Genomic DNA, 15,883 nt, shown 5'->3' on the forward strand with positions numbered 1-15,883 from the left:
ATAAAATCAGGAGCATGTATGAACCTAAATGGAGCACGTTTTAATTTAATGCACACTGTTCGTAATACGATGATCAATAAAATAAAAGCACTAGATATGAACTTGTCACCTATGCACTTAAAATCTTTAAAAATCATTTCTACTATTGATGATTGCACAGGTCAAAAACTTGCAGGTTTTATGGGACGGGATAAAGGGCTTAATCAAAGAATTATCAGCCAAAATTTTTTGATAAAAAAAGATAACGAAAAAGATAAACGCAGCGAATGACTGAGATTAACGTATCAAGCGAGTGGGCTAGTGAATCAATTTAACGAAATGGAACAAGAAGTTTTTCAAGCAATGGCGATTAATATCTCAGATGAAAAGATAGAAGAATTCATTGCATTGGCTGATAAGTTTACAACAAATCTTAACGCTGCAACTAATAAATAAGACTAATTGTCTTTCGGTAAAGAGTAAAGTAATACTACTATTAAAAAAACGACTTCAAAAAATAATAAGCGGATCTACAATGTCCGCTAACGTATCAACGAAGGCATTAGTTTTAGTTTTGCTTGGAAGATAGCTTTCGCTTTACCCACAATTACTACATAACAAAAGTATTATTCGATATTGATAAAAAGCCTAATAAAAAAGCCCGTGATGCATAACATTACGGGCTTTTTTGTGTACTTTTGTTTAGTTCATTTGAAACTCAATGAGGTTCTATGAAACGAGTAAATGTTGTCTTTCGACTACATCATGCCGCCCATACCACCCATTCCGCCCATGCCACCCATATCTGGCATAGCTGGAGCTGAGTCTTGTGGAGCGTCAGTGATCATTGCTTCTGTTGTGATCATAAGACCAGCAACTGATGCTGCGAACTGTAACGCACTACGAGTTACTTTAGTTGGGTCAAGAATACCTTCTTTAACTAAATCAACGTATGTGCTGTTTGCTGCGTTATAACCAAAGTTAGCAGTAAGCTCTTTTACTTTATTTACAACAACAGATGCTTCATCACCTGAGTTGAATGCGATTTGACGAAGAGGTGCTTCCATTGCGCGTAGGGCAATTTTAATACCGTGAGTTTGATCTTCGTTGTCACCTTTTAAACCAGCTAATATAGCGGCAACACGTACAAGTGCAGTACCACCACCGGCTACGATACCTTCTTCTACCGCTGCGCGAGTAGCGTGAAGAGCGTCGTCAACACGGTCTTTTTTCTCTTTCATTTCCATTTCAGTTGATGCGCCAACTTTAATTACGGCAACACCACCAGAAAGTTTAGCTAAACGTTCTTGTAGTTTTTCTTTGTCGTAATCAGAAGTAGACTCTTCAATTTGCGCTTTGATTTGAGAAACGCGGCCATCAATGCCTTCTTGTTCGCCAGCACCGTCAATGATTGTTGTGTCGTCTTTAGTGATAACAACACGTTTTGCTGTTCCTAAATCTTCAAGTTGTGCTTTTTCTAGTTCCATACCGATTTCTTCAGAAATAACAGTACCACCAGTTAATACAGCGATGTCTTGTAACATTGCTTTACGACGGTCACCAAAACCAGGGGCTTTAACCGCTGCAACTTTAACGATACCGCGCATGTTATTTACAACTAGAGTTGCTAACGCTTCGCCTTCAAGATCTTCAGCAATAATTAAAAGAGGTTTACCAGACTTAGCAACGCCTTCTAATGTTGGCAATAATTCACGAATGTTTGATATCTTTTTATCTACTAATAAGATGAATGGGCTGTCTAGTTCTACAGAGCCATTTTCTTGGTTAGTCATAAAGTATGGAGATAAGTAACCACGGTCAAACTGCATACCTTCAACAACGTCAAGTTCAGTTTCCAAAGATTGACCTTCTTCAACAGTGATAACGCCTTCTTTGCCAACCTTTTCCATTGCTTTTGCAATGATGTCACCAATTTCAGTGTCTGAGTTTGCAGAAATAGTACCTACTTGAGCAATGGCAGTGCTGTCTGAACATGGTACAGAAAGAAGTTTTAATTCTTCAATTGCAGCTTTAACGGCTTTGTCGATACCACGTTTCAAATCCATTGGATTCATGTCTGCGGCTACGGCTTTAATACCTTCAGAAATAATAGCTTGTGCTAATACTGTTGCCGTTGTTGTTCCGTCGCCAGCTGCGTCATTGGCTTTAGAAGCAACTTCTTTAACCATTTGAGCGCCCATGTTTTCAAACTTGTCTGCAAGTTCGATTTCTTTTGCAACAGAAACACCGTCTTTAGTGATTGCTGGGCCACCAAATGATTTGTCTAAAACTACGTTACGGCCTTTAGGACCTAATGTTACTTTTACTGCGTCTGCAAGTACGTTTACGCCAGCTAACATTTTGATGCGAGCGTCATTACCGAATTTTACGTCTTTTGCTGCCATGATATTTTTTCCTAATAATTCTTTTTGTTAGTTACTTATTTTAGCTACTTAAATAATTAGATTAAGTCGTATTATTCTACGATGGCTAAGATGTCAGATTCTGACATGATAAGAACTTCTTCACCGTCTAACTTCTCAGTTTTCACGCCGTAACCTTCACTAAATATAACTGTGTCGCCAACTTTAACGTCTAACGCTCTTACGTCGCCGTTTTCTAAAATGCGACCATTACCCACGGCAATTACTTCACCACGAGTTGATTTTTCTGCTGCTGAACCTGTTAATACGATTCCGCCAGCTGATTTAGTTTCTTGTTCATTACGTTTAACAATTAAACGGTCATGTAGAGGACGAATAGTCATGTATCATAATCTCCAGATTTAAGGTTATTTTATGCTCAAGGGCATTTAATTAGTTGTTGATATAGTGGGGGTGATTACCTAGATTCCAAGTCAAAAAATAAAAAATGTTGCCATCGGTAGTTACATTATTATTTAATGCCAACGCTAAGAAGGTAAACCCTTACAAGGAATGAATTTGAAACATTGGATTTTTTTATTAATAGCCGCCGTATCGCTAACAACATCAAACTCTAGTGTTGCCAGTGTTGTACTGAAAAAGGCAAACAAAGATTGTTCTAAAGAATGCTCACAAAAATTAATAGTGGGTACTAAAACCTTTCGTTATAACTACAAAGCCTCACTACAAATTAGCGCTATCTATAACAATATAGAGTGGGCGTTAATATCGTTACCTATAAAAAACAATAAAAGAACCATAATGCATTACTACTTGCACAGCTCTAACAGTAGAAAGCGATTCTCTACCACAAAAATGTGTAAAGGTTTAGACCGTGATATTTCAAGTCAGGGTGAAGTGGTGTGTATTACCGGTGGGAATGTAGAAGTGGTAGGTAAGTTTTCTGGTAATAAAGACAAAACCTTTCCGTTATTACCTAATGTAAAAATTGCTGTGGTCGATCATTATCCAGGCGGTGTTATAAACCTTGCTTATATAAATGAAACAATCAACGAATACGATGAAGGGTTATTGGAATATCAACTTAATGTAAACGACTTGAACAATCTTAAAAAGTCACAGTCTAGCTGGCTAACAACACAAACCAATTTACATAAAAATAGTGACTTTGGCGATATTCTAGCGGTGAATTCAAGAGGTGACCGTAAATTCTCTGCAGCAGTTTACGAGTGGGTAAATGCCTATAATAAAGCGTTGGTTGCTTATAACTTTTCTTCTACCGGCATTGATAATGTAGGAAAGATTAATGCTAGCGAATTACATAACTATGGTTTTTCACCAAGCGTTGAAATGACCAAGCGTAATGTCACATTTAGTGCGTTAAACAGCTCAAGTGGTGAGCGAGAAAGATTCAGTTACTCGAATACTGACTTAACTAAAATGAATTATGAGCAACACGAATTTGCTAACGCGAGTACGTTTGAGTTTATGTTTGGTGCTGGTTTTCAACCGTCATTTTGGCACGTTAGTCAAACGGTAGATGTTGACGATATATCAAAGGCAAGAACCAAATATGAAATGAATACCAATACGTTAACGTCTTACTATATGCAGGGGCGTTGGGGCGACAGCCAACTAGCGGTCAGTTTGCTACAAAATAAAGCCAAAGAAAAAGTTAATCACGCGATTGATAATAAATTAATACAAGAAGTGGTTAAAGAGTATGTTGTTCAGTATGACTATCATGGGCTGTTTTCTGGGGCTAGTACATTAAGGTTAATGTATGGATCTTTAAATGCCGGAGGTATTGCTACCTATCAAGTGGATGATGAAGAAGAATCTGAGTACGCATTTGAAAGTAAACGTGTTATTTATCAGGCGCTAGTGATGGCTGAAAAAGGCATGTACGCTGGTGGATATTATTCTACTTATAATTCACCAAGCATGGTTGGATTTGCGGATGAATATCGAGATTATGCTGGTGTCGCATTCGATAAAGATTTTAGATTATCTAAATACGGTGTTGTGCTTGGTTACGATGAAGGCTGGTATGGCAGCCGCTATGAAACGGATTACAACCGCTGGTATATAAGTGGTGAAGTTGGTTTAGGTATGGTTCGTTTACACGCCAGTAGGCAAGTATTACTTGATGCCGTTGGCACTGATGAGGGTGATATTCATGGTAAAAACACCATTGAATTAAAATGGGCGATTGACGCAGGTTATGTTTGGCAAAGACGTATTAAATCATTAAAAGGTTTAGGCATGTCAGTGTTGGCTGGGTATAAAATACAAATGGAGTCTTTGGGTCAAGACCCAGAAGATGGTGAAGAAGACGAAGACGGTGGTTGGATCATCAACTATCAACGCCAGGATATTATCCATGGCCCATACGTTAAGCTAAATGTGATTTTTTAGTATTGGTTTTAAGGTTTTAAGGCTTTAAGGTTGTAAGGCTATAAGGCTATAAGGCTATAAGGCTGTAGGCTGTAGGCTGTAGGCTGTAAGGTAGTAAGGCTGTAAGGTAGTAAGGCTGTAAGGTAGTAAGGCTGTAAGGTTGTAAAGTTGTAAAGTTGTAAAGTTGTAAAGTTGTAAGGCTATAAGGTTATAGCCTTACACTTAGAGTTAGTCTTTGCGCTCAAAGTCACCATCTAAGGTTGTTGGTTTATGCTCACTAATACGGTGATCATTATCCGTCTCTGTTGTTTCAGTAAACTCGCCTTCAAAAGTTGAATGATTTTGAGATTGTTGGAAATGTGCAGACGCCGCAGCTTTAAATTTTATTTTGCTACCAAACTGTCGATAAGAAACCGCTCTAAATGCAGGGATCATTAACAACAGTCCAATCACGTCAGTAATTAAACCCGGAGTAATTAACATGACACCGGAGATAAGAATACAAATACCATCAAACAATGACTGAGCCGGTAATTGTCCTTGCGCCATTTCTTGTTGAATATTGGTCCAAGTTTGTAAACCTTGCTGTTTAACTAGCTTAGCGCCTATAAACGCAGTTGCGATAATAATAACAAATGTCCAGCCAGTGCCAATGATGCCACCCACTTGAATGAGTAACATTAATTCAATGAGAGGGATAACGATTAAGATTAAAAATAAGGGCATAATAATTTCACAATTTGTTAATGTAACTCTATTTATATGGGACATGTTTGCTGTTATCAAGTACAGTATTTACAGCGGCTTATAATTAAAACTAAATAATAAGTAACTAAACGTAAATAACTCAAATATAAACAGCCAATATGACCTATAAACTTATCTTAACGACTTGCCCCGATTTAGCGTCTGCACACTTGATAGCAGAGGGATTGGTTAAGCTTGAAATCGCGGCTTGTGTAAATATCTTACCTACCATTATCTCTATTTATAAATGGCAAAATAATATTGAGCAATCGGCGGAATCTCAATTATTTATCAAAACCAATGAAAGTAATTGGCCTAAAGTAGAGTCTTATATAAAAACCAACCATCCTTATGATGTTCCTGAATTGATAGAGCTCGATATCTCTAACGGCAGCCCAGAATACTTTTCTTGGATGGATAATAATTTACAACAAGGCGAATGATGATGTTTCGAACTTTTGCAAACCTGCTAAATCCTATTTTATTGTCGATTACCTTGATGATGTCACTGTCTGCTTCTGCAGCGTTTAATTCTGACAAAGATCCGCTAAAAGACATTTTCTCTAGCCAACCAAGCTTTTTGGAAGTTGAAGATGCCTTTATGTTTAACTTTGAGCAAAAAGGCTCAAAACTAACCCTGTCTTGGGTTATTGCCGATGATTACTATTTATATACCGACAAGTTCCAATTTGCGGTAGAAAACGCCGATATCACTAAGAACATAAAAGAAAAGGGCACTCAAATAGTTGATGATTATTTTGGCGCAACCGATGTGTACTTTTTTGAAACTAAGATTGAACTTGAGTTAGCTAATATTACAGAAGGTGCTTTAGTTAAAGTACGTTATCAAGGCTGTGCCAATGCAGGCTTATGTTACAACCCAGTAACTAAGGTAGTAGAACTTGATATTATCGAAGAAACTGCTGGTGGGGCGGTTGACGAGAACACGGCAATAGCTGATAAAACTCAGCTTGGTAGCGATAGTTCACAGCAAAATCAACTTGCCGATACTTTAAACAGTGGCAGCTTACTTTTTAGTTTACTGATCTTTTTCGGTTTAGGTGTTGGTTTAGCTTTTACTCCATGCGTATTTCCAATGTTTCCAATTTTGTCAGGCATTATTGCTGGGCAACAAAACTTAACCATTAAAAAAGGTCTGTATTTAGCCTTTATTTATGTGCAAGGTATGGCGTTGACTTATTCTTTACTTGGCCTTGTTGTGGCCAGTATGGGCGTGCAATTCCAAGCCTATTTACAGCACCCTTCAGTATTGATTGTTACTAGTATTATTTTTGTTTTATTAGCGGTCGCTATGTTTGGTTGGGTTAATTTACAACTGCCTGCATCTTGGACTTCAAAACTCACTGAGGTGAGTAACAAACAAAAGTCAGGCAATGTATTTGGCGTATTCGCTATGGGGTTATTAAGTGGCCTTATCGCATCTCCTTGTACTACAGCGCCATTGACTGGCGCTTTGTTATACGTAGCTCAAACGGGTGATATGTTAATTGGTTTTGTCACCTTGTATGTGTTGAGCTTAGGTATGGGATTACCGTTATTAGTCATTGGTGCATCTGGTGGTAAGTTATTACCAAAAGCTGGAGCGTGGATGGATATGGTAAAAGTCATCTTTGGATTTATTCTATTGTCTATTCCACTTATTTTGTTGGAACGCATTATTGATGTATCTATTGTATTGCAGTTAGCTGGCGTATTGTTATTGGTATTGGCTGCGTATTTACGTTTTCAGTACTTGTCTCATAACGGCACTAAGGTTAAGAGCATCTTTTGGTTGTTATCTTTAACCATATTGTTAACTGGGTTTGTGTTAGTCGCTAAGCCTTGGTTGCCAACGAGTAACGTTTCTGCTTTACAAGAGTCGGTTGAAAGTCACTCAGACAAGTTTATTAAAGTGGTCACTTTGCAAGATATTCAGCAGCAAGTTGAGAATGCCAAAGTAGATAACAAAACAGTGATGTTAGACTTCTATGCTGACTGGTGTGTGGCTTGTAAAGAATTTGAAACGTACACCTTTTCAGATAAAACCGTAAAAGAACAAATGACCTCTTTTGTTTTATTGCAAGTTGATATGACGGGGAATACGGATAAGGACATAGAAATATTAGAGCACTTTAATATCCTAGGCTTGCCGACAATTATGTTTTTTGACCCAAGCAAAGGTGAGTTAACCAATAACCGAGTCACCGGCTTTATGAATGCTAAAGCATTTTCTCAGCATATTGATTTAATAACTAAGTATTAAACAATAAATAAAGAATAAATAAAGTAGTAGCATCTTAAAAATAAGATGCTTTTCCACTAACCAATATCCTCTTTTTGGTTCGTTTTTTTAAATTCATGGTTTATCAATATTTAGCTTATAAATAATAAGCCATGAATCTGTCATTTTATCGAGTTCGAACAATTTAAAAACTGATATTACAGACCAAAACTCGCTTTATCTTAGCGATGAATTTTTACGCACCCCTTATTTTTAATGGTCTCAGCTTGGGGTTTGTGTCATTAGACCAGTATTTTGCTGCTAATTGTGTTGATTTCTCTATAATACATGCTTAATTTCTTTACATTCTTGTTTTTTACTCGTAATTTGATTACAACGACAAAATGTCAAAAAGAAATGCATGATAAGAACAAAAGGTGGGTAAATGACTACAAATAGCAGTGTTTTATTGTTGAATGGACCAAACTTGAATTTGCTAGGCAAAAGAGAGCCAGAAATTTATGGAGCTCAATCTTTAGACCAATTGGTTGGTGAGCTAAAAGCTCAAGCTTCAGCAGAGGGTGTTCAATTAACACATACACAATCAAATTCAGAAGCTGAATTGATAGATGTTATTCACCAAGCTATGGGGAAAATAGATTTTATTATATTTAACCCTGCCGCTTTTACTCATACAAGCGTGGCACTACGAGATGCTTTATTAGGTGTAAATATTCCTTTTATTGAAATACATATCTCAAATGTTCACGCTAGAGAAGATTTTCGTCATAAATCATTTTTATCTGATATTGCTCAGGGTGTGATTTGTGGACTTGGAACGGATGGTTATCGTTACGCACTAACGCACGCGATTAGCCATTTATCAAAATAGTATTTAACAAATTAGCTTTTAACAAGTAGGTATTAAAGTATGGATATTCGTAAAATTAGAACATTAGTTGATATGGTTATTGAATCTGGCGTTGGTGAGATTGAAATCACTGAAGGCGAAGAATCAATTCGTATCTCTGCAGCAGCACCTGCACCAATTATGCAGGCTACGCAAATTGCAGCAGCACCTCTTGCAGCTCCAGTAGCAGCGGCAGCAGCCCCTGTGGCAGCGGCTCCAGCTGAACCAACTGGCCACCAAGTTAAATCGCCGATGGTTGGTAGTTTCTACCGTGCATCTTCACCATCTACACCAGCATTTGCTGAAGTAGGCCAAACGGTTAAGGTTGGCGATGTGTTATGTATCATTGAAGCAATGAAAATGATGAACCAAATCGAATCTGACAAAGCTGGTGTAATTAAAGCTATTCTTGTTGAAAACGAAGACCCAGTAGAATTTGATCAACCTTTATTCATAATTGAATAAGTAGGGGCATCACATGATAGATAAAGTCGTTATTGCAAACCGAGGTGAAATCGCACTTCGTATTTTGCGCGCATGTAAAGAATTAGGGATTAAAACAGTTGCTGTTCATTCAGTCGTTGATAGAAACCTTAAACATGTATTGTTAGCTGATGAAACCATTTGTATTGGTAAAGCGTCGGCGCAAGAAAGTTATTTAAACATCCCTCGTATAATCGCTGCTGCTGAAGTGACTGATGCAGTTGCTATTCACCCTGGTTACGGATTTTTAGCAGAAAACGCTGATTTTGCAGACCAAGTTGAAAAAAGTGGTTTGATCTTCATTGGTCCAACTGGCGACACTATTCGCTTAATGGGTGATAAAGTTTCTGCAATTGAAGCAATGAAGAAAGCAGGGGTGCCTTGTGTTCCTGGTTCTGATGGCGAGCTTGGTGAAGATCCAGATGTTAATAAATCTATCGCTAAACGCATTGGTTATCCATTGATCGTAAAAGCTGCTGGTGGCGGTGGTGGTCGTGGTATGCGCGTTGTAAGAAGCGAAGCTGATTTAATAGATTCAATAGCATTAACTAAACAAGAAGCCGGTGCTGCATTTAATAACGATGTGGTTTACATGGAAAAATTCCTTGAAAACCCACGTCATATTGAAGTTCAAGTATTGGCTGATGGTCAAGGCAACGCGATTCATTTAGGTGAACGTGATTGTTCTATGCAACGTCGTCATCAAAAAGTAGTAGAAGAAGCTCCGGCTCCAGGTATTACGGCTGATTTACGTAAGTACATTGGCGACCGTTGTGTAAGAGCTTGTGTTGAGATTGGTTACCGTGGTGCGGGTACGTTTGAGTTCTTATACGAAAACGGCGAGTTTTATTTCATTGAAATGAATACTCGTATTCAGGTTGAACATCCAGTTACTGAAATGGTAACCGGTGTAGATTTGATTAAAGAGCAACTGCGTGTAGCCGCTGGTCAGCCTTTATCGCTTACTCAAGAAGATATTGTTATTCGCGGACATGCAATTGAGTGCCGTATCAATGCAGAAGATCCAGAAACATTTATTCCATGTGCAGGGGAAATTACACGTTTCCATTCACCTGGTGGATTAGGTGTTCGTTGGGATTCGCACATTTATACTAATTATAAAGTGCCACCTAACTATGACTCTATGGTTGGTAAGCTTATTACTTATGGTGAAAACCGCGGTATCGCTATCAAACGTATGGAACATGCACTTAATGAGTTGTTGATTGAAGGGATTAAAACTAACATTCCTTTGCAACAACGAATTATGGATGATGAACATTTCCAAAATGGTGGTACTAACATCCACTATTTAGAAAAGAAATTAGGCATGTATAAATAGTTAATTCTATTGTTAAAGAACCGAGCATCTGCTCGGTTTTTTTGATCTTGGACTAAGACTAAGAGGTGTATCTAAGTACGTAGTCTATTTTAATTAGCTGCTGATTTAGTTAGTCACTTATACCAAGGGAGAAAAACTGTTCAGCGCTAGCAATTCCTATATGCGTTTCACCGTCTATTACTTTTTCTTGGCCGATATTTACCCACTGATAATATACATTTCTATGTACTTTAGCGGTTAAACCTCTATGTAACTCTACGTAGAGCTTAGGTTGCTCAGGGTTTGATGTATTTACCGTAATAGGGTGTTGCTTTGACAGAATAGCTCTGTGGCCTAAATTTGAAGTTACTTCTATTGCGTCACCCACATCGGTTGGGATAGTTTGCCAATCAATAATAACAAATGGTGCCTCTTCTACTTTTATCCCGACTTTTTCCGCTGGCGTTTTTAAAAAAAACTTGGAACTCTCTTTGACCAATACATTGGCAAACAGCTTAACTAATTTTACTCTATTGATTGGTGTGCCCATATACCACCATGTACCGTCGGATTTAATCACCATGTCTATATCACCACAATTTGGTGGATCCCATAGCTCAAAAGGTGGTTCTGACTCAAGCGAGTCAATTTGTTGGACTAAATTGGTTAAATCCATTCAGCACTCAATATTTATTCTGATATAGTTTAGCGATGCTAGCACAATATGATTTCGCTAGGCGAGCAATCAACCCAACCTGAGATTAAATTGGCTAACTTTGGTGGGTTATAAATATCAATATGGTTTAGATCACCACAGTTAAATAAGTAGTAAGTATGAAACTCGACTTTAAATATCAACTAATTAATGACGATAATATAATTAAGGTGAATGTAGATCCCCAGCCCGATTGGGATGAATTTGAACAGTTTGTTGATTTATTCTTGGAAAATGAAGGTGTTACCCGGATATCACAAGATCTTGGAATGGACAGACATCAAGTGCGTTATAGGAAAGGTGATAAACAATTTATCCTACAATATGAGCATTATTCCAACTCAATTTGGATTGAGCGAGATTTTTAAACAAATGTTTGAATTTAACTTCTAAAGTTAAGCCTAGTTAAGATAAAATAGAATTATGTTGTGCAGATTAAAGTTTGATGAAAATTTTAGTCTGTATTTTGAAATTAAGAGTTGAAGAGTGAAACGTGTTGAATAAAGTCTTTGGGATGTTAGTGGCAATTGTAGCGTTAAGTTTTTATATGCTTAATACCTTTTTTTGGTGTCTGCCAATATTTTTATTGTCGATTTTTAAGTTGATCCCTATTACTGCACTAAGAGCTGCAATCGGTCGTGTTTTAGACCGCTGTGCAACCGGCTGGGTAACGATGAATTATTTCATTCAGCGGGTATTTAGCCGAATGGATATTCGAGTATCTGGTAATTATAAATTATCGAATAAAGATTGGTATTTGGTTATATCGAATCATCAATCTTGGGTTGATATTGTTGTTCTACAACGTGTATTTAATCGTAACATTCCATTTTTAAAGTTCTTTTTAAAACACGAATTAATTTACGTGCCTTTATTGGGCCTTGCTTGGTGGGCACTAGATTTTCCTTTTATGAAACGTTATAGCAAATCATTTTTAGCTAAGTATCCGCACCTTAAAGGCAAGGACCTAGAGACAACTAAACGTTCTTGCGAGAAGTTTAAACATACTCCTGTGTCTATTATGAATTTTATGGAAGGGACTCGCTATACAGATGACAAACATCTAAAACAAAGTAGTCAGTTAGAAGGTTTATTAAAACCTAAATCTGGTGGTGTAGGATTTGTATTAACCGTAATGGGTGAGCAATTACATAAAGTGATAGATGTCACTATTTACTACCCTAATAAAATACCAACGTTTTATAACTTCTTATCAGGGCGTGTTAAAAATGTATTTATGCATATTGATGTGCACGAGATCAGTAACGACCTAATTGGTGATTATGCTACGGATAAAGAATACAAAAAGCATATACATCAATGGGTATCTGGCATATGGCAGCAAAAAGAGAAAACATTGCAAAAGCTGAAGCTAGAGGCGGAAAGTCAGGGCTTGAACTAATTGTAATTAGTTTGTCGCACTGGTAACTGAGAGTTGCCAGTTAATAAAAAAGGGAAAACATAGTTTTCCCTTTTTTAGTTGTATTGTCCCGACCTAAAATTAGTATTACTTGCTAAGAGTAAATTCCAGTATTAATTGGCTGGTATCCAGTACGATTTGTTCTGCATACTTTTGCTCTGCTTCCATACGTTGAAGATCTAATTTTAGTATGTCTTTTTTACTAAACTTCTTTCTTGCTTCGTGGGTTGGCATATCTTTTATTTCTGAATATAAAGCAGAATAGCCACTGTATAATTCGACATAATCTTTAGGCTCAGCTTGAGCTTTATTATAATGCTCAAGTAAAACCCAAATTCTTAATACACCTTCAGAAGGTTCACACTGTTCTGCTTTCATCGCTTTTGCGATATGACAGATACTGTCAGTGATATAATTAAGTCGTTTAGTTTGTTCTTCTTCTACAGCTTTTTCTTGTTGTTTTACTCGCCACAATAATGTGCCAGCATAATAAGAAAGAGCAACAAGAACCACTACACCTAATGTAATAATTAAATACAAAATGTTACTACCCTATTTATTCGTCTAACAGATCATCCCATTGGTCGGATTTTAATCCTTCAATTGGGTCAACATCATCTTCAAGAGCGTCATCTTCTTCATCTTCAACACCGAGGATTTTAAGAAGCTCAGCGTGACGATCCATTAATTTATTAAAGTACTTAGCTTCTTTACCTGCAAGTAGCTCACCGTCTTCTACACGCTCAACTAATGCAATTAATGTTTCATCTGATTCTATATCAGTTAATTCTACATCTGGTGGGATCTTATCAGCTTTTGCTTTGCTAAGTTTTCCAATTGGTTTGTTCGTTGAATGAATAATTTCTTTTTCAACTGGCTGTTTAGCCGAAGGTACAGTCAACGAAATAGGCTTTTTACTACCATGCTTTGGATCTTTTTTAATATTAGAGCCCGTTATAGCTGTTCTTTGTTCTTCAACTAAGCTATTTCTAGTTCCGGCTTTTTGACCTTTAGGCGTTTTCTTTCGACGATTTTCGGTAGGTTTTTCATCACGAGTTTCTTTACTTCTAACTCTGATCTCTGCAACTTTTCTGCTTTTTTTCTGGCGTGTCATTATTTATCCGACATATAGGGTGTTTAGTTAATGTGAGTTTACTGAAGAATTTGTATTTATGGAATAAAAGGCAATAAAAAAGGCGACAGTGTGACATCTATCGCCTTGAATTTTTGATTGTGTTCAAACTATGTTTGACACCTCTCCTATTTAATTTCGATAATTCCTTCCGAAAGCACGACACCTTGTCTAGTCACTCATTTAATTATCCGTATTATTTTTATTTAATGTCCGTATATGTCTTTATTAATTATTGGTCATCATGACACTTTATTATGTTCATCCTTGGGAGCCCAATTGGTAACTCCGCAATTTGTACCCACACCCACTTCCTTGAGTCGCATCCATATTTTTATTTGCTAAGCGGTAACGGGGATTAATGTACTCTAATTGACAAAAGTCACAAGTAAATATTTATATTTTTTTACGCCTGTTCAGTAAATAAACTAGTAAATCTTTAATTTACATGGCCTTGACGTCATATTGAGATTTTTTTGTCAGATATATCCTACAAGCTATAGTGAGATATATCTCACAAATTACTGTGGTCAATGGCTTACATTTTTCAGGAATAAAAAAAGCGTCTAGGACGCTTTTTTTTATTTTATCGTTTTCAAACAGGCTGACTAGTGAAGTCCAGACATGTATTTTGATAATATTTCGATATCTTTATCAGTTAACTTAACAGCAATGTCTCGCATCATGCCATTCATATCGTTGTTTCTTGTTCCTGCACGGAATTTCTCTAACTGAGATTTAATGTAATCAGGATTCTGAAATGAGATTTTTGGGAAACCTGCAAGGCTGTGACCTACGCCTCGTGGACCATGACATGCTAAACATGCTGGAATACCACGTTCCATATCACCGCCGCGGTACAAATCTTGACCTGTAACAACAACGTCTTCTGCAGTTGAACCAGAAGTCATTGTTTGTGATGAGAAATAAGCTGCTAAATCTTTCATGTCTTGATCTGACAAAGGAGAAGCCATCGCACTCATTACCGGATCATATCGGCCTTCTTTTCCGCCAGATGTCATTCCTAGCTTTAATTCAGTTAGCTGTTTATAAATATAACCAGCATGTTGGCCTGCAATCTTAGGATAAATAGTGATTGCAGCATTACCATCGGCTCCATGACAAGCAGCACAAGGGGCTGATTTTGTTTTACCGGCTTCGGCATCGCCTTCAACAGCTTGAGCTGAGCCAATGAGTCCAACTAACATGGTAAGTGTAAATGCAATATTTCTCATAGTATTGTCTCTATTATTTAAGTGATCTCAAACCCTTTGTCTATGAAGCAGTTCATGCAAAGAGTATAATAAGGATATTCTACACCAAATGTGAGAATGTGAAACATTCTTAGAGAGTATATTTCTCTCAAGTTGCTGAATACTAAAGTTAGAAAACACACATATAGAGGAAATACGGTGTCTAAATCAATTATTAATTATACAAAAGCGTCATTTTTAACGTCGGCGCCTGATATTCGCCGCTTACCTATCGATGCTGGATATGAAGTTGCGTTTGCTGGTAGATCAAATGCCGGCAAGTCCAGCGCCTTAAATACATTAACCGATCAAACAGGCTTGGCCCGTACCAGTAAAACACCAGGTCGAACGCAGTTAATTAATGTATTTGATGTAGGTAATGAACGTCGTTTAGTCGATTTACCAGGTTATGGTTTTGCTAAAGTACCATTAGCGATGAAATTAAAGTGGCAAAAATCGTTAACTGAATACTTACAAAAAAGAAATTGTTTAAAAGGTCTGATCATCTTAATGGATATTCGTCATCCAATGAAAGATTTAGATAAAGACTTAATACATTGGGCTGTTGAAGTGGAATTACCCGTTTTAGCTTTATTAACTAAAGCGGATAAATATAAGTCAGGAAAACGTAAATCAGAATTATTACGTATTAAAGAGATGGCTAAAGAGTTTAATGGCGATGTGTCAGTTGAAACATTCTCATCATTGAAAAAGTTAGGTATTCCTCAACTATCTAAAAAGCTAGATCTTTGGTTTGATGCTGAAGAATTAAAACCCGCCGTTGTTGAAGGACCAGAGCTTTAACTTTTCTAAATCCCCCGCTTGTTTATACAACTATTAATATTGATTAATAGTTGTAATCAAATTACAAAACAGTCAGTTAATTATAAAAATGCAAAAAAAAACCGATACTTTAAAAGT

General features: G+C 37.0%; 18 protein-coding genes. 11 read left to right on the top strand and 7 right to left on the bottom strand.

All coding sequences use genetic code 11. The features are described 5' to 3' along the window. Positions 1 to 18: 18 nt before the first annotated feature. Both BTO11_RS04485 and BTO11_RS16665 read left to right on the top strand, forming a co-directional pair. Positions 19 to 270, top strand: coding sequence for a hypothetical protein (locus tag BTO11_RS04485; RefSeq protein ID WP_105051464.1), 252 nt, complete (start codon positions 19 to 21; stop codon positions 268 to 270). Between the two features lie 30 nt (positions 271 to 300). Next, on the top strand, positions 301 to 435 hold the full coding sequence (locus BTO11_RS16665; RefSeq protein ID WP_268245088.1) for a hypothetical protein: 135 nt from the start codon (positions 301 to 303) through the stop codon (positions 433 to 435). A gap of 302 nt (positions 436 to 737) precedes the next feature. Here BTO11_RS16665 and groL read toward each other — a convergent pair whose 3' ends face one another. Together groL and BTO11_RS04495 are read right to left on the bottom strand one after the other, a co-directional pair. Next, positions 738 to 2,384 (bottom strand): chaperonin GroEL, encoded by a 1,647-nt coding sequence (gene groL, locus BTO11_RS04490; protein ID WP_105051465.1) that lies wholly within the window; start codon positions 2,382 to 2,384, stop codon positions 738 to 740. Positions 2,385 to 2,455: 71 nt separating this feature from the next. Further along, positions 2,456 to 2,746 carry a co-chaperone GroES gene (locus tag BTO11_RS04495; RefSeq protein WP_105051466.1) on the bottom strand — a complete coding sequence of 97 codons (291 nt, stop codon included), beginning with the start codon at positions 2,744 to 2,746 and terminating at the stop codon, positions 2,456 to 2,458. Positions 2,747 to 2,921: 175 nt separating this feature from the next. On the opposite strand from BTO11_RS04495, the gene BTO11_RS04500 reads away from it, so the two are divergent. Continuing rightward, entirely contained in the window at positions 2,922 to 4,781 is a 1,860-nt protein-coding gene (locus BTO11_RS04500) for a hypothetical protein (protein ID WP_105051467.1), read from the top strand. Positions 4,782 to 4,988: 207 nt separating this feature from the next. Here BTO11_RS04500 and BTO11_RS04505 read toward each other — a convergent pair whose 3' ends face one another. After that, the gene (locus tag BTO11_RS04505; protein WP_181135838.1) at positions 4,989 to 5,486 is read right to left on the bottom strand and encodes an FxsA family protein; all 498 of its coding nucleotides are present in this window, start codon (positions 5,484 to 5,486) and stop codon (positions 4,989 to 4,991) included. Positions 5,487 to 5,626: 140 nt separating this feature from the next. Here BTO11_RS04505 and cutA point away from each other — a divergent pair, with 140 nt between their 5' ends. The 5 genes from cutA to accC all read left to right on the top strand — a co-directional run bounded on the left by cutA (position 5,627) and on the right by accC (position 10,463). Next, positions 5,627 to 5,950 (top strand): divalent-cation tolerance protein CutA, encoded by a 324-nt coding sequence (gene cutA / locus BTO11_RS04510; protein ID WP_105051469.1) that lies wholly within the window; start codon positions 5,627 to 5,629, stop codon positions 5,948 to 5,950. Between the two features lie 2 nt (positions 5,951 to 5,952). Further along, positions 5,953 to 7,770 carry a protein-disulfide reductase DsbD gene (locus tag BTO11_RS04515; RefSeq protein ID WP_105053663.1) on the top strand — a complete coding sequence of 606 codons (1,818 nt, stop codon included), beginning with the start codon at positions 5,953 to 5,955 and terminating at the stop codon, positions 7,768 to 7,770. Positions 7,771 to 8,173: 403 nt separating this feature from the next. Next, positions 8,174 to 8,620, top strand: coding sequence for a type II 3-dehydroquinate dehydratase (gene aroQ, locus BTO11_RS04520; RefSeq protein ID WP_105051470.1), 447 nt, complete (start codon positions 8,174 to 8,176; stop codon positions 8,618 to 8,620). 39 nt (positions 8,621 to 8,659) lie between these two features. Further along, the gene (gene accB, locus BTO11_RS04525) at positions 8,660 to 9,103 is read left to right on the top strand and encodes an acetyl-CoA carboxylase biotin carboxyl carrier protein (RefSeq protein WP_105051471.1); all 444 of its coding nucleotides are present in this window, start codon (positions 8,660 to 8,662) and stop codon (positions 9,101 to 9,103) included. 13 nt (positions 9,104 to 9,116) lie between these two features. Next, entirely contained in the window at positions 9,117 to 10,463 is a 1,347-nt protein-coding gene (accC, locus tag BTO11_RS04530) for an acetyl-CoA carboxylase biotin carboxylase subunit (protein ID WP_105051472.1), read from the top strand. A 109-nt stretch (positions 10,464 to 10,572) separates the two neighbouring features. On the opposite strand, the gene BTO11_RS04535 is transcribed toward accC, so the two are convergent. Continuing rightward, positions 10,573 to 11,118, bottom strand: a complete 546-nt coding sequence (locus BTO11_RS04535) for a DUF1285 domain-containing protein (RefSeq protein ID WP_105051473.1) — start codon at positions 11,116 to 11,118, stop codon at positions 10,573 to 10,575. Between the two features lie 158 nt (positions 11,119 to 11,276). Here BTO11_RS04535 and BTO11_RS04540 point away from each other — a divergent pair, with 158 nt between their 5' ends. After that, a complete protein-coding gene (locus BTO11_RS04540; protein ID WP_105051474.1) occupies positions 11,277 to 11,525 on the top strand; it encodes a DUF3630 family protein in 249 nt (82 codons plus the stop codon). Between the two features lie 125 nt (positions 11,526 to 11,650). Then, on the top strand, positions 11,651 to 12,559 hold the full coding sequence (locus BTO11_RS04545; RefSeq protein ID WP_373295213.1) for an acyltransferase: 909 nt from the start codon (positions 11,651 to 11,653) through the stop codon (positions 12,557 to 12,559). Between the two features lie 105 nt (positions 12,560 to 12,664). Here BTO11_RS04545 and BTO11_RS04550 read toward each other — a convergent pair whose 3' ends face one another. From BTO11_RS04550 to BTO11_RS04560, 3 genes are all read right to left on the bottom strand, one after another. Further along, positions 12,665 to 13,117, bottom strand: a complete 453-nt coding sequence (locus tag BTO11_RS04550) for a DUF2489 domain-containing protein (RefSeq protein WP_181135839.1) — start codon at positions 13,115 to 13,117, stop codon at positions 12,665 to 12,667. Between the two features lie 16 nt (positions 13,118 to 13,133). Further along, on the bottom strand, positions 13,134 to 13,691 hold the full coding sequence (gene yihI, locus BTO11_RS04555; protein ID WP_105051476.1) for a Der GTPase-activating protein YihI: 558 nt from the start codon (positions 13,689 to 13,691) through the stop codon (positions 13,134 to 13,136). 626 nt (positions 13,692 to 14,317) lie between these two features. Then, the gene (locus BTO11_RS04560) at positions 14,318 to 14,944 is read right to left on the bottom strand and encodes a c-type cytochrome (protein ID WP_105051477.1); all 627 of its coding nucleotides are present in this window, start codon (positions 14,942 to 14,944) and stop codon (positions 14,318 to 14,320) included. A 189-nt stretch (positions 14,945 to 15,133) separates the two neighbouring features. Between BTO11_RS04560 and yihA the strand changes: the two genes are divergently transcribed. After that, positions 15,134 to 15,766 (top strand): ribosome biogenesis GTP-binding protein YihA/YsxC, encoded by a 633-nt coding sequence (gene yihA / locus BTO11_RS04565; RefSeq protein ID WP_105053665.1) that lies wholly within the window; start codon positions 15,134 to 15,136, stop codon positions 15,764 to 15,766. The last annotated feature ends 117 nt before the right edge of the window (positions 15,767 to 15,883 follow it).

The sequence above is a fragment of the Psychrosphaera saromensis genome (assembly GCF_002954545.1).
GTDB classification, from domain to species: Bacteria; Pseudomonadota; Gammaproteobacteria; order Enterobacterales; family Alteromonadaceae; genus Psychrosphaera; species Psychrosphaera saromensis.